Source organism: Janthinobacterium sp. 17J80-10, assembly GCF_004114795.1.
GTDB lineage: Bacteria > Pseudomonadota > Gammaproteobacteria > Burkholderiales > Burkholderiaceae_D > Paucimonas.
The window spans coordinates 3,557,127-3,571,136 of record NZ_CP035311.1; the positions used below are offsets into that span (position 1 = coordinate 3,557,127).

11 protein-coding genes are annotated in these 14,010 nt (G+C 55.4%); all 11 read left to right on the plus strand.

The annotated features are described in order from the left end of the window. Window positions 1-100 precede the first annotated feature (100 nt). The 11 genes from EKL02_RS15970 (at window position 101) to EKL02_RS16020 (ending at window position 14,005) form a co-directional block, all read left to right on the plus strand. Window positions 101-1,441 carry a UDP-glucose/GDP-mannose dehydrogenase family protein gene (locus EKL02_RS15970; protein WP_128902955.1) on the plus strand — a complete coding sequence of 447 codons (1,341 nt, stop codon included), beginning with the start codon at window positions 101-103 and terminating at the stop codon, window positions 1,439-1,441. 75 nt (window positions 1,442-1,516) lie between these two features. Further along, window positions 1,517-2,635 (plus strand): GDP-mannose 4,6-dehydratase, encoded by a 1,119-nt coding sequence (gene gmd / locus EKL02_RS15975; protein WP_128902956.1) that lies wholly within the window; start codon window positions 1,517-1,519, stop codon window positions 2,633-2,635. A gap of 83 nt (window positions 2,636-2,718) precedes the next feature. Continuing rightward, window positions 2,719-3,384, plus strand: coding sequence for a phytanoyl-CoA dioxygenase family protein (locus tag EKL02_RS15980; protein WP_128902957.1), 666 nt, complete (start codon window positions 2,719-2,721; stop codon window positions 3,382-3,384). Window positions 3,385-3,456: 72 nt separating this feature from the next. Further along, complete coding sequence (locus EKL02_RS15985; RefSeq protein WP_128902958.1) at window positions 3,457-4,425, plus strand: GDP-L-fucose synthase; 969 nt, start codon at window positions 3,457-3,459, stop codon at window positions 4,423-4,425. Further along, complete coding sequence (locus tag EKL02_RS15990) at window positions 4,422-5,627, plus strand: glycosyltransferase (RefSeq protein WP_128902959.1); 1,206 nt, start codon at window positions 4,422-4,424, stop codon at window positions 5,625-5,627. Before EKL02_RS15985 ends, EKL02_RS15990 begins: the two co-directional genes overlap by 4 nt. A gap of 33 nt (window positions 5,628-5,660) precedes the next feature. After that, entirely contained in the window at window positions 5,661-6,368 is a 708-nt protein-coding gene (locus tag EKL02_RS15995) for a DUF1796 family putative cysteine peptidase (RefSeq protein ID WP_128902960.1), read from the plus strand. Between the two features lie 60 nt (window positions 6,369-6,428). Then, window positions 6,429-7,220, plus strand: coding sequence for a hypothetical protein (locus EKL02_RS16000; RefSeq protein WP_128902961.1), 792 nt, complete (start codon window positions 6,429-6,431; stop codon window positions 7,218-7,220). Continuing rightward, the gene (locus tag EKL02_RS16005) at window positions 7,217-9,493 is read left to right on the plus strand and encodes a glycosyltransferase (RefSeq protein WP_128902962.1); all 2,277 of its coding nucleotides are present in this window, start codon (window positions 7,217-7,219) and stop codon (window positions 9,491-9,493) included. Before EKL02_RS16000 ends, EKL02_RS16005 begins: the two co-directional genes overlap by 4 nt. Beyond that, window positions 9,493-10,581: a hypothetical protein gene (locus tag EKL02_RS16010; protein WP_128902963.1), complete on the plus strand. Its 1,089-nt coding sequence runs from the start codon at window positions 9,493-9,495 to the stop codon at window positions 10,579-10,581. Before EKL02_RS16005 ends, EKL02_RS16010 begins: the two co-directional genes overlap by 1 nt. Window positions 10,582-10,592: 11 nt before the next feature. Next, window positions 10,593-11,741 (plus strand): right-handed parallel beta-helix repeat-containing protein, encoded by a 1,149-nt coding sequence (locus EKL02_RS16015; protein WP_128902964.1) that lies wholly within the window; start codon window positions 10,593-10,595, stop codon window positions 11,739-11,741. Between the two features lie 14 nt (window positions 11,742-11,755). Continuing rightward, a complete protein-coding gene (locus EKL02_RS16020; RefSeq protein WP_128902965.1) occupies window positions 11,756-14,005 on the plus strand; it encodes a GSCFA domain-containing protein in 2,250 nt (749 codons plus the stop codon). The last annotated feature ends 5 nt before the right edge of the window (window positions 14,006-14,010 follow it).

A 14,010-nucleotide genomic window follows, 5' to 3' on the forward strand; every position in this document is an offset into this window, starting at 1 on the left:
GCATTTCTGACAAATGTAAATTAGGGCATTCACCGCCATAATCTACGACTACTAATTACTAAGAATTCACGAATTTTGAGCTTTACTAAAGCTTCACATTATGAAAATTACCATATTTGGCACTGGGTATGTCGGCCTGGTCACCGGAGCATGCCTTGCTGACGTAGGCCACAATGTCATCTGCATGGACGTCGATCAAAGCAAAATTGAGAAACTGCAAGAAGGCAATGTGCCGATTTATGAGCCAGGTTTGGAGGCGATGGTAAAACGCAATCTTGCCGAAGGACGACTGCATTTCACGACAGATGCTCCAGCTGCCGTTGCATTCGGTACACTCCAATTCATTGCTGTCGGCACTCCCCCGGATGAAGATGGATCAGCCGATTTGAAATTCGTATTGGCCGTGGCACGAACGATTGGCTTGCACATGGACGGATATCGGGTCATCGTTGACAAATCCACGGTGCCAGTCGGTACCGCAGAACAAGTAAGTACGATGCTCTCAAACGTTTTAAGGGAGCGTGGTGTCTCGCATCCATTCGATGTTTGCTCGAATCCTGAATTTCTCAAAGAAGGGTCCGCTATCGAGGATTTCACCCGTGGCGCGCGAATTGTAATTGGCTCGGAGTCATCGCAAGTACGCGAATTGATGACGGAGTGCTATACACCCTACAATCGCAATCACGACAAATTGATGTTCATGAGCATCCGTGCTGCGGAGTTCACCAAGTATGCTGCAAACGCCATGCTCGCCACCAAAATCAGTTTTATGAACGAACTGGCTAATCTGGCGGAGCAACTCGGGGTCGATATCGAACAGGTACGGCTTGGGATCGGTTCAGATCCGCGCATCGGTTATCACTTTATATATCCTGGTTGCGGATATGGCGGGTCCTGCTTCCCTAAAGATGTCCAAGCCCTGGTCATGACAGCAGCCTCGGCAGGCGTCGAGACGCAGTTATTGAAGTCAGTCGAAGCTGTGAACAACCGCCAGAAGGATATTTTATTCAATAAGCTGAGTCAGGCCTTCGATGGTGATCTCGCCGGCCGCACCATTGCAATTTGGGGGCTGGCATTCAAGCCCAATACTGACGACATTCGCGAAGCCCCAAGCCGCGTGTTATTACAAAAACTTTGGGAAGCCGGAGCTAAAGTACAGGCATATGATCCGGAAGCGATGCATGAGATCGCACGCATTTATGGCACAAGAGAGGATTTGCAGCTGGTCAGCAGCCGGGATGCTGCCGTTGCAGCGGCTGACGCGCTGGTAATTTGTACCGAATGGAAGCAATTCCGCACCGTAGATTTTGACTGGCTGCGCAACCAATTACGCCATCCAGTGATAGTAGACGGCCGCAATTTGTACACGCCTGCAGAAGTACAGCAGCACGGATTTATGTATTACGCAGTCGGACGAGGAGACTCTTTGAGAAGAGACTGACCGTACATAATTTCATTTTCAGACAAACCGGAATTATCATTCCAAAATCATTAGACCTGAAGAAACCTGCGAAACATGAAAAAAGCACTGATTACCGGCGTCACCGGCCAGGATGGCTCCTACCTTGCCGAATTCCTGCTTGAAAAAGGATATGAGGTTCACGGCATCAAGCGCCGCGCCTCCCTGTTCAACACCCAGCGCGTGGACCATATCTATCAGGACCCGCACATTGACAACCAGCGCTTCATCCTGCATTACGGCGATCTGAGCGACTCCTCGAATCTGACGCGCATTCTCCAGCAAGTGCAGCCGGATGAGGTCTACAACCTCGGCGCCCAATCGCACGTTGCCGTCAGCTTCGAATCTCCCGAATACACTGCCGATGTGGATGCACTGGGTACCTTGCGCCTGCTGGAAGCGATCCGGCTCCTCGGCCTCGAAAAGAAAACACGCTTCTACCAGGCATCGACTTCCGAACTCTACGGACTGGTGCAAGAAACCCCGCAGAAAGAAACCACGCCGTTCTACCCGCGCTCCCCATACGCAGTGGCCAAGATGTACGCCTACTGGATCACCGTGAACTACCGCGAAGCCTACGGCATGTATGCCTGCAACGGCATCCTGTTCAACCATGAATCGCCACGTCGCGGCGAAACTTTCGTTACGCGCAAAATTACGCGCGGCCTCGCCAATATTGCGCAAGGCCTGGAAAAGCGTCTATTTATGGGCAACATGGATTCGCTGCGCGACTGGGGGCATGCGAAAGACTATGTGAAGATGCAATGGCTCATGCTGCAGCAGGATACGCCTGATGATTTTGTGATTGCAACGGGTGTTCAATACTCCGTGCGCGACTTCATCCGCATGAGTGCCGCACAACTTGGAATAGCGCTGCGGTTCGAGGGATCCGGCGTAGACGAAAAAGCCGTAGTCGATACCATCACGGGTGATATGGCGCCGGCACTGAAGCCGGGAGACGTGATCGTTGCGGTCGATCCACGCTATTTCCGTCCTGCTGAAGTGGAAACTTTACTCGGCGATCCGACCAAGGCCAAGGAAAAACTCGGCTGGGTGCCGGAAACAACACTACAGCAAATGGTCGAAGAAATGGTTGCACATGACTTGGAGCAGGCGCGCAGCCATGCGCTGTTGAAGCAGCATGGATACAAGGTGCCGGTGGCACGCGAGGCATAACGCAGCAATTTAGCCCTTGTTCGCCAGTACAACATCGAACCAAAACCTGATCATGAAGTTGATGCGATGAAAACGGGTATTGCATGAATAATGTTTTAGAGAATAAAGGCTTCTGCGGCCCCTTTAATTTGGCAGACACCGTTGAATTGGATAGCGTGGTTGAACTAGTAAATTTGCCAAATTTTGGAAAGAAAGACCGTCATGTGGATTTCGCCGTTATCAGGACTATATTTTTAGACAGCGAACTGCAAAATAAAGTAAAGGCGTTAGTTGGGTCAGACTGGTTATTGTGGCGCACTAATTTTTTTACAAAAAATGAGAAATCGGGCGAAATCGGCTGGCACCACGATAAACATTTCCAATCGGGCGATGAGGCAATTGACTTTAATGAAGTTGGCAGTCATTTTTCAATATTGATTGCCTTGAATGACATGACAGTCTCAAATGGTGCTTTTGAAATTATCCCTGGATCACACAAGCATATCGCTAGTTGGAGTAGGGATACCCGACCATTTCATAAAAAAGAATCGGCCGAACATTTCTTGACCGTTCCAGATGATTTATTGGCACTCCGAGAAAAAGTCGAATTAAGCCGTGGCCAATTTTTATTATTTCACTCTGCGACAGTTCATCGCAGCCTGCCATTTGAATCGGGATTTCCTCGGGTGTCTATGATAGGTAGGTTAGTTAAAAAAAACGTATCCTTGCCCAGCCATCTACAAAATGACCCCGCCGTAGTGCCATTCTAGTCAGAAAAACTTCGATAGGATTTAAAGTGACATTAATTCCGATTGCAAGACAACACATCAGTAAAATAGAACATGAATAATCAAGAAAAAATCTTCGTCGCCGGGCACCGCGGCATGGTGGGCTCGGCGATCGTACGCCGTTTGCAGTCATTGGGCTTCACCAACATTCTCACCCGCACACACGCGGAACTCGACCTGACAAATCAGGCTGCAGTCGAGAAGTTCTTCCGCGAGAACAAGGTCGACAAAGTCTACCTGGCCGCAGCCAAAGTAGGCGGCATCCATGCCAACAATACCTATCCAGCTGAATTCATTTATCAGAATCTGATGATCGAATGTAATATCGTTCATGCTGCCCATGTAGCGGGTGTGAACAAGCTCCTTTTTCTAGGTTCGTCCTGCATCTACCCCAAGCTGGCAGAGCAGCCGATGAAGGAAGAAGCCCTGCTGACCGGCGTGCTGGAATCGACCAACGAGCCGTACGCGATCGCCAAGATCGCCGGCATCAAGCTGTGCGAGAGCTATAACCGGCAGTATGGCCGTGATTACCGCTCCGTCATGCCGACCAATCTGTACGGACCGCATGACAATTTTCATCCCGAAAACAGTCATGTGATCCCCGCCTTGCTGCGTCGTTTCCATGAAGCCGTGCTGGCTGGCGCAGAAGAGGTAGTGATCTGGGGCAGCGGCACCCCCATGCGCGAGTTCTTGCACGTGGATGACATGGCTGCTGCCAGCGTACATGTGATGGAACTCGATGTCACAACGTATAACAGCAATACTCAGCCCATGCTCTCGCATATCAACGTAGGCACCGGCGTGGATTGCACGATCCGTGAACTTGCAGTGACCGTGGCGCGCGTGACCGGATTTGGCGGGCGCCTGACTTTTGATGCCACCAAGCCGGATGGCACGCCGCGCAAGCTGATGGACGTCTCCCGCCTGCGAGCGCTGGGATGGGAGGCGGGAATATCGCTGGAGGATGGCTTGCGTGACGCCTACAACTGGTTCCTCGCGCACCAGGATGATTTCCGCGGATGATATTTGTTTTCGACCCGGGATTGAAAGAGCCGCAGACCCATCATGACATTCTCGATGGGAACCTGGACCGCGTCCTGTCGCAGCGCGGCCGTGCCTGCATATTTTTCAGTCACGTAAATCTCGATCCGAACCTGGTGAAATTCCGCTGCCATCCTGCATTTCGGCTTAGCCCCTATGCAGACACCGCTGCGCTCGATGACCGTGACTTTGCAAGGCAGTGGCGAGCTTATGCCGACGACATCGCAGCAATTATCAGAGAGCATGGCAACCCGGAGCACCTCATCGTCCATACGGCGACGCCGGCTTTGATTCAGGGCCTGGCTGTCGCACTCCATTTGCGCACACTGCACTGCCGGTCGCTGCGGCTGCAACTGATGTTTCACCCGCTCTCCTTTGTGCCGGACGGCGCGGCGGCTCCTTCAACCGCGCATGCAAGGTACCTGATCGCCTTGCGGATGTTGCAGGCCGGCGCGGCAGCAGCAGGAACGATCTTGCATGTATCGACTTCCTGTGAGGGATTTTCAAGGATCTATTCGCGCATGCTAAGGCAGCGGGTTCCGGTACATCCGTATGCCCTGCAATCCTCGGAGGCGGCTCCCGAAATGCAGCCGGTGCAGCCGCACCGTTCAGGATCCCGGAAGGTTTTGCTTTTTTCGGGCAATGTGAAACTGGACAAGGGCATCGGCTGGGTCGCGGATGCGCTGCCGCACCTGCTGCAGGCAAGCGGCGGCACGGAGTTTTACATACAACTTTCGGATACCCGCTTCGGTGACAGTCTGCTTGAGTCAGCCATTGCCAAGTTGCGCGTAATCGCCGCGGCCAATCCGCGCCTGAAGCTGATCGAGGGCTACAGCAGCGAGGCACAATGGAACACTACCCTGTCCAGGATGGATGCCTTGCTGATTCCCTATGCACCGCAGGCGTATCGTTACAAAACTTCCGGCATCCTGTTCGAGTACCTCAAGCTTGCCCGACCCGATGCCAGGATCATCGTCACCGACGGTACCTGGCTGGCCGAAGAATCCGCGCATTGGCGCCTGCCAGTGGCATCTGTCGATTTTGCCAATACTGTGCAACTGGGCGAAATCCTCGCCTCGCTCGATGACTGTCCGGCTGTTGGGAACTTGCCCACAGCGTTTCCGCAATTCTGGGAGCGGTATTTCCGGCAGGGGAATGATGCATTTCTGACGGACGGGCTCTGAGTTGAAATAGCAAAAAAACCATTAAAATTGATAATGAAAAAAACCGATTTGATTTTCAGCCTGGGGCCCAATTGCAAGAATGCATGGAACATCCGCGATTATTTCAAGGTCGATCGGGCATACCCCTTTGACTGGTGGATTACCCCGGCAAAGTCGATGCTGAAAATGATCGAAAGCGGATTTGAATTTGACGTCAAGAGAGACGATCTGCATATCACGCCGACCAATGAGCACAACACCGTTTATAACTACAAGCTGAATCTGCTCCATCATCATGACTTCACACGCGTATGGGGGGAGCACCCGGGCGTTGTTTTCGAAGTGAGCGATGACGAGATAGAAAAGGTCAATAGCAAATACAGGCACTTGTTTAAAAGGCTCGCGGACGACCTCGCGCAAGCTGCCCACCCCATTGCTGTCCTTAACTGGAGTTATTCCGGCTGGCCCAACGAATATAAAGGCATTCCGACCAATGCCGCGTTGAACGGCTTTATGCCACCCGACCAGCTGGCCCGGGAAATCCGGGACAGATTGGGCAAAAAATTGCGAATTGCCTTTATCGCAATCGGCGAGCCGTTGCACGAAGAACACGAATGGGGCTGTATTGTCCGAAGGCCGGACCTCGGCGAGCGCGAAAACATCAAGGGCGCTGATTATGCTGAGCCAATACATGTCTTTCGGCAGGCATATGACATGCTGAATTTTTCCCTGGACGACGACTCGCTGCAGGCATCCCGGTAAAATAGCGAGCTGAATTCGATTTTTTCCTTTTCTTTCAATGCTGTGGCACAAGGAGTTTGCATGAGCGCCTGGGATTCCCTTATTTCCAAAATTCGCAGCGACGGTCACAAGACACCGGATGCTTCTCGCCCGGCCACAACTGACAGTGATCGCAATGACGCCGGCACCCTGATCGCTGCCGTAGAGCCATTTCTTGACATGGATCTGACCGCGTTCCGCGCGCAACTCGTTGATGAAACAACCATTGCGCGCCAGCAGATGCTGCTGAAAGAACAATTGGGACCAGCCGATTCGGCAGAATTTATCGAGCGCCTGATCCGCGCAATGGCAGAGATCAAGGCGGACATCCATTATCTGAAAGCGGCCTATGTCGGCTCTACCCGCTACCAGGAGCCCGAATTCCAGATCCGCATGCCGGAGTTGCCCGGCAAGGTAGTTCCCGAAGTGCTGGAAATCGACATGCGCGGCGATATCACCGGCCGCAATTGGTATCACGCCGAGCCGGATGGCCGCTGGGCCGGGCCGGAATGCGACAGTTCGTTGCTGCTGCCGGCATTGGGCGCGGGAACGTACGACCTTTCAATCGACATCGTTGACGAAATCACGGCGGGCATCATCGATGGCATGCAAGCCACCCTGAACAAGCAGCCGGTGGCACTGACGCGGGACGGCCCCGATTTGCCTGCCTCCCTGCAGGCCAGGGTGACCATTCCGGCAAGTTATCGTTTTCCGTTCTGGACGCTGAAACTGGAATTTGCCAAGCTGGTTTCTCCTGCCAGCATGGGCAGCGATGATAGCCGCGTGCTCGCCATCCGCGTGCGCCGCATTCGTTTTGCCAAGGCTGCTGCATGAAAATCCTGTGGATTTCGCCGACGCCGTCGCATCCGCAAAACGCCGGCAACCGTGCGCATATCCATGCCATGGCGGAGCAGGTGCTGGCCGCCGGCCATCATGTGACATTGCTGCTGTACGGGCAGGAGACTGTGCCGGACGAGGCAAAGCAGGCGATGCAGTCATTCTGGTCCGATTTTGTCTATGTTCCGCATCGCCTGCGCGAGCGCACAAAGACGCATGGCGACGTATGGGGAATCGACGACTGGTACAACGCCGACCTCGAGGCGGCCGTGCGCTTTTTGCTGGGGCAGAATGATTACGATGCGGTCTATTGTGAATATGTATTTTTCAGCAAGGCGCTCACCCTATTCCCTGAATCCACGCTGAAAATACTGAGTTGCCATGACCGCATGAGCAACCGCGCGCAACTGTTACAAAAGCAGGGAATCGCGCCGGATTTTTTCTACACCACGCCCGAACAGGAAAAAATCGCGCTCGATCGTGCCGATATCGTGCTGGCGATCCAGGATGAAGAACGGGCTTTTTTTCAGTCGCTGACCTCGAAGGCCGTCTTGGAAGTCGGCTACCCGGTAGAAGCCGTCCCCCTGCCCGCCCCCGTCATGACTGGCAAGCTGCGTATCGGTTACCTTGGCTCGAACAATTCGCTCAACAGGAAGTCCCTGCTTACCTTCCTCGGGCTGGTGCAGAACGACGGCCTGCTGGCGCAGCGTATCGAGGTAGTCGCCGCCGGCACGATTTGCAACAGCCTGGCCAATACACCGGTTGTTTGCCTGGGCGAAGTGGCGGAGGAGGCAGACTTCTATCGCCAGGTTGACCTCGTGATTAATCCGATGCTGGACGGAACTGGCCTGAAGATCAAGACATTGTCTGCCATTCGCCATGGGATGCCATTCCTGTCGACGGCAACCGGCAGCAAGGGCATCGCCGTCAGCTTTGCCGAACACGATGCGGCATCGGTAGAAACCCTGGTGGAGCATGTACGCGCCCTGCTGGATGCCCCGGCGCAACGGCTGGATGCCTTGCGTGCCGAGAGCGTGCGCCTGCTTGCCGCCTACCAGTCGCGCCAGCGCCAGCAAGTCCGCGACCTGCTGCGCGCCATCGAGACGGGCAGCATTGCCCACATCGGCGCCAAACGCGTGCTGGTCGTCACCGACGTACCCTTCTGGGAAGCCGCGCTTGGCAACCATATGCGCATCTTTACCATGTGCAAGGAAATCCAGCGCCATGCCGAGCTGACTGTATTTTATTTTGGCTCCCTGTTCCCGGAACGCGAGGCCCAGATTGCCGCTGCCGGCTTCGCTGGCCAGGTGATCAGCTTCAAGGATTACGAGCAAGCCGCCAAGGACCTCCGTGAAACCAGCGATTTCCCGCGCCTGCCGGGACTGGAGCGCTGGCGCCACGAGATTTTCTTCAAGTCGCTGCGGGCGTTTCTTTCCTTTGCACCGCAATTCGACACAGTCGTATTTGAATACATCTGGCTGGCCTACACCCGCGCCGCGCTGCCGTACCAGGCGATCACGGTGCTGGATACGCATGACCTGATGACCATGCGCGAATACCGTTTCGTGTCACAAGGCTTGCGGCACCATATTTCCCTGACCTTCGGCGAGGAAATGGCACTTTTGGACCGGTTCGATTCGGTGATCGCCATCCAGCACGAAGAAGCTGAAATATTGTCGTCGGTGCTGAAAAAAGCGCTGCCAATCTGCTGCCCGCATGGCGTTGACATGCCGGAATGCGGCCCGCCCCGCGCTACGGCTGACACGCTGATACTTGGTTTTGTCGGTGGTGCCAGCGATGCCAATTTCGCTGCCATTGACTGGTTCCTGCGCCAGGTCTGGCCGGTCATGGCATCGCTGCCGATTGCGTTGCATGTTTATGGCGCTGTATGCCAGCGCATCGACCAGGCACCGCCGGGCGTGGTTCTGCACGGCAAGGTTGACCGCCTCGATAGCGCCTACGCTGGCTGTGACGTCATTATCAACCCCATGATTCATGGCGGCGGCATCAAGATAAAATCTGTCGAAGCGCTCGCTTATGGCAAACCGCTGGTGGCGTCACCTGAGGGCGCCGTTGGCATCGCTGCGCCCGCTGACTCCGGCGTATTCGTGGCCCGCAACCGCGCCGAATTCATCGACGCGCTGGTGCGCCTGCTAGCGTTCCCCGAAGAACGGCGCGCCATGGCAAATGCGGCACGGCAGGCCGCCGAAGCGCAATTTTCGTCCGCGCGCTGCTTTGCGCCACTGGTTGAACTGATTCAGAGCGTCTGATGGAAGAAATCAAAAAAATCCTGGTCACCGGCGACTTAATGCGTCAGCTGACGAGCGGTGGTTCCGGGCAAAACGGCAACATCCGCTGGCTGTTCAACCTGGTCAGCCCGGCGCTAGAGATGGCAACGAACCTGCCGGTTTCCCCGGTTTATTTTACCGGTGACGACGCCTGCATCGGCACACGCATCTACGCTGTCAATCATGCGCAACCGACATTCTCCAACTGGGTAAAGCTTTACCATATGGATGCGGATGCCCGCACCCTTGCAGTGATTCATGAAGCATTCGCCGATGCGCTGGTGGTAGCGTTCGAGCTGCCGGAGATTGTCAGAAAAGCCTTCGACAAGCTCGGCATTGCCTATGTGGACCTGACCATTCATCCTGCTCGCTTCATGGATGACCTGCTGTTCGGCTTGCGCAGCAATATTCCCGGATTACCAGACGCCCTGGCTGGCTGGGTCGTCTACGAGGAAGAGATCCGCATCGCGGCAGGCATCGCCGCGGCGTCTCTCTCCAAGCTGTCCCGCCTCCCGCAATGCGAGCAGCAGCACAACGTCGCCCTGTTTGCCGGACAAACCAGCGACGACAAGGTGCTTATCCGCGGCGACAGGCTCATGCGTGCCGATGACTTCATGGACCAGTTCACCGAGCTGAGTGCGATGCATGAAAAAATACTGGTCAAGCCGCATCCCTATGCCCGCGAAAACAATGTCGTGCTGGCACTGACGCGATTGTTTCCAAATACCGAACTGGTAGAGGCGAATTTTTATCACCTGTTGTCGCACGACGCGATCAGCAAGGTGTACAGCCTGACTTCAAGCACCTCGATCGAGGCCGCCTACTTCGGCAAGCAGGGCATCCACCTCGCACCCTATCCCTATGCGTTTTCCGACGAAAGCGCCTCCGGGGGAACCTACCTGACGATACGCCCCGAGATATTCCTGCCACAATTTTGGGCGGGCATTTTGGGCAAGTCTGGCGTGGCAACGCAAGTGGTACGCGAAGTCCAGCTGCCGCGCGAGCGCAGCCGCATGCGGCGCAGCCTGCGCAATTTCTGGGGCGCCGATATCTTCGAATCTGTTTCCTGAGATCCGGCAGCGTGAAAAGATTTTTCTCCATCACATTGCTGGCACTGTGCATGCCGCTGCTCGGCCATGCAAATGCCGAGCAGCCCGTCAAAGAAGCCCAATGCCTGTCCGGGGACGTCGAAGTGAGCGGTCACACAGTGCTGGCGGCGTCATGCCGGCACACTGCGGCGTTGACCATCCGGACGTCCGGCACGGTGCTGGACTGCCAGGGCAGCACCGTTGACGGCGAAGGCAAGCGCCCGGTGGGCATTGCCATCGAGTCCGATGGCAAGCCGCTGAAGGGCGTCGTGGTGCGCAATTGCCTGGTCATCAATGCAAAGTATCATGGCATCAACATTGGCTGGAGCCTGGCGGATCGGGCCAAAAGCGAGCGCCATGCGCGCGATGTCCTGTACACGCTGACGCCTGCCGGCACACTGATTGAAAATGTCACGATCAGGAATGCCGGACGCACTGGCCTGTATGTCGATGATTATGTGACGGATACGATTGTCGATGGCACAACCATCAGTGACTCTGGCGGTGTGGGCATTTACCTGGAACATAGTTCGCGGGGATCCACGATTCGCAACTCCCGCATCATCGGCAATGGCTTCGTGCTGCGCCGCGAAGGCATTGCGATTGATTCTTCCAGTGGCAACACTGTGCAGAATTCCGTCATCGCCGGCAACGCCATCGGCGGCATTTTTTTGTACCGGAACTGTTCCGAGCACCTCGAACAGGATGCAAAGCAGGTACAGCGTTGGCAGAGCACTGACCACAACCTGGTCGAGAACAACCGCATTGCCGGAGGCAAGGCCGGGGTCTGGATCGCTTCGCGGCAGAGCATGGATACCAGCATGATGGCTTGCGGCAATGGCTACTATGCGGACGGCAAATACACGCTGGACTCTGCCCGGCATAACCGTGTGTCAAATAATGAAATCGCCGATGCCGAATATGGCGTTCTGATCGAAGACGACGACAATACGGTAGCCAGCAACCGGTTCGTGGGCATCAGGAAGGTGGCTATCCAGGTCGGCAGCGGGCCGCGTTACCTCTACCTGCACAAGCCGGTCGTTGCAACGCGCATTCAAAAAAACGTATTTATCGGGCCAGGCGAGACAACTAAATTTGTCAGTGGGAGCGAAAACCCCGCCGGCACAACCAGAGTTGATTGAAAAGATTACATGCCATGACTATTTCCAGAGACGCCGTCACATGGGGATTCCGCTTTATCCTCGGCAGGGAGCCGGGTGATGAAGCGGCAATCCACGCCCATATGCAACTAGACGATATAAACCAATTGGTAGAGGTCTTGCTCATGTCCGAAGAATTCTCGATCAGTAAGCGATTTTCACACCTGTTCAGCCTGAAAAAACCAGCCCAGCGCGCGCTGGTCGAGCGCAAGCAGGCCGAGTTGAAAGTCCTCATCTTGGGAAATTGCCAGGGCAAGGGATTGGCCCGGCTGCTGCAAGCCATGTCGACCAATGTCACGGCGACGCACCTGGAATTGACTGGCGGGATGCTGGCGCAAATACGTTCAGGCGAAGTCGATATCGCAAAAATGGGAGCGGAAAATGATGTGATTCTGTTGCATCCCCATGCCGAATTCCTGCAATTCATCGAGCAGAAACATCCTGATATTCGCGCCCGGATCAAAATGATCCCAGCCATTAATTTTTCAGCCTTTCATCCTGATCTGGTCTACATCAAGAACGGACGATCAGGGCATGCACTGGGACCGCTGGGAGAATACCAGTCATCGATTGCCTTTTATGGCTGGCGCAATGGTTTGACGGTGGAAGAGACCATCGGCCTGTTTGCCGAGGATGTTTATGCAAAACTGGGATTTTTCGACTACTGGGATTCCGCCAGGGCGTTCCTGCAACATAACGAGCAGCTGACCGGCATCCCTCTCGAAAAATCACTGAACAAATGGTCCGCCGGCGGCTGCTGGATGTATTCGGTGAACCATCCGAAATTGCGGGTCCTCGCCGATGTTGCGCGCGCCATCCTGGCGCGGGAAGGCATCGATGCGTTGCCGGACGCGGAGCAGTTCGTGCAGGATGATCTGGCCAGCGGTCCTGTGTGGCCGGTGTACCCGGAAATCGGCAAGCGCCTTGGAATTGGCAACGGCCACTATTTTTTCAAGAAGATCGAGTCCGAATGTGGCAGCGATCGGCCGGTGCAGATGATCGACCTGCCGCAATTCGTGAAATTGTCGTTTGACGCGTTTTCCGCGTACCGTAAAGCCGATCTGGTATGTGAACGCCTGGATTCCGCACCCTACCAGGAACTTGCCGCGTACCTGGCCAGCCGCAGGCAGTCGGGCTTTGCGCCACAAGCTGCCGCAGCACCCGCACTTGCCGGGGCAAGCCAAGGCAAGTCCAACCCATATCTTGGCTTGACCAACCACCAGTTCTGGCGCCGCGGCGTTGAACGAGTGACCATGAAAGACGTCGACCCGGTGGTTCGCGCGGGTTTTTCGCTCGCGCCGGCGCACAAGGTTGCCACCGCGGGCAGTTGCTTTGCGCAGCATATCTCGCGCACGCTGCAGAAAAATGGTTTCAATTATTACGTTGCCGAAGATGGCGATGGCCTGGCGACTGACGAAACCCTGCGCCGCAATTTCGGCGTGTTTTCGGCGCGCTTCGGCAACCTGTACACCGCGCGCCAACTGCTGCAATTGTTCGATCGCGCCTATGGCGCCTTTACGCCGCAGGAGGGGCACTGGGTTCGCGAGGATGGCCGGCTGGTCGACCCCTTCCGACCGCAGATCGAACCTGACGGCTTCGCCACGCTGGAGGACCTCGAGCAATCCAGGCAGGCGCACTTTGCTGCTGTCAGGCGCATGTTCGAGACACTCGACGTGTTCGTCTTCACGCTCGGCCTGACCGAAGCCTGGCGCAGCAAACAGGACGGTGCGGTATACCCGCTCGCACCGGGTGTCGCAGGCGGTGCTTTTGATACCCGGCTCCACGAGTTCGTCAATTTCGGGGTGGCCGATGTCGTGGCCGACATGAACGCGTTTATCGGGCGCCTGCAGCGGGTCAACCCCGCCGCGCGCATGATCGTCACCGTTTCGCCGGTGCCGCTGATTGCGACTTATGAAAATCGCCACGTGCTGGTGGCGACTTCCTACAGCAAGGCTGTCTTGCGCGCCGCTGCCGAGGAAGTATGCAACGCCAACGCGACGATGTGCGAATACTTCCCTTCTTATGAAATCATCACGGGCAATTACACCAGGGGAGAATATTTTGACAACGACCTGCGGTCGGTGAAGCAGGAAGGCGTCGACCACGTGATGCGCCTGTTTCTGTTGCATTATTCCACCGGACAGCAGATTAGTACCCACAATGAAAGTCTAATGAGGGAAAATGCGCAGGTAAATGCGATCGTCTGCGATGAAGAAGCGATCGACCGCGGAGCAAGCGCCAGCTGAGAAAG

What these genes read in the sequence shown, in the direction of transcription:
- EKL02_RS15970 (WP_128902955.1), top strand. Translation starts at nt 101, where the DNA reads ATGAAAATTACCATATTTGGCACTGGGTATGTCGGCCTGGTCACCGGA.
- gmd (WP_128902956.1), top strand. Translation starts at nt 1,517, where the DNA reads ATGAAAAAAGCACTGATTACCGGCGTCACCGGCCAGGATGGCTCCTAC.
- EKL02_RS15980 (WP_128902957.1), top strand. Translation starts at nt 2,719, where the DNA reads ATGAATAATGTTTTAGAGAATAAAGGCTTCTGCGGCCCCTTTAATTTG.
- EKL02_RS15985 (WP_128902958.1), top strand. Translation starts at nt 3,457, where the DNA reads ATGAATAATCAAGAAAAAATCTTCGTCGCCGGGCACCGCGGCATGGTG.
- EKL02_RS15990 (WP_128902959.1), top strand. Translation starts at nt 4,422, where the DNA reads ATGATATTTGTTTTCGACCCGGGATTGAAAGAGCCGCAGACCCATCAT.
- EKL02_RS15995 (WP_128902960.1), top strand. Translation starts at nt 5,661, where the DNA reads ATGAAAAAAACCGATTTGATTTTCAGCCTGGGGCCCAATTGCAAGAAT.
- EKL02_RS16000 (WP_128902961.1), top strand. Translation starts at nt 6,429, where the DNA reads ATGAGCGCCTGGGATTCCCTTATTTCCAAAATTCGCAGCGACGGTCAC.
- EKL02_RS16005 (WP_128902962.1), top strand. Translation starts at nt 7,217, where the DNA reads ATGAAAATCCTGTGGATTTCGCCGACGCCGTCGCATCCGCAAAACGCC.
- EKL02_RS16010 (WP_128902963.1), top strand. Translation starts at nt 9,493, where the DNA reads ATGGAAGAAATCAAAAAAATCCTGGTCACCGGCGACTTAATGCGTCAG.
- EKL02_RS16020 (WP_128902965.1), top strand. Translation starts at nt 11,756, where the DNA reads ATGACTATTTCCAGAGACGCCGTCACATGGGGATTCCGCTTTATCCTC.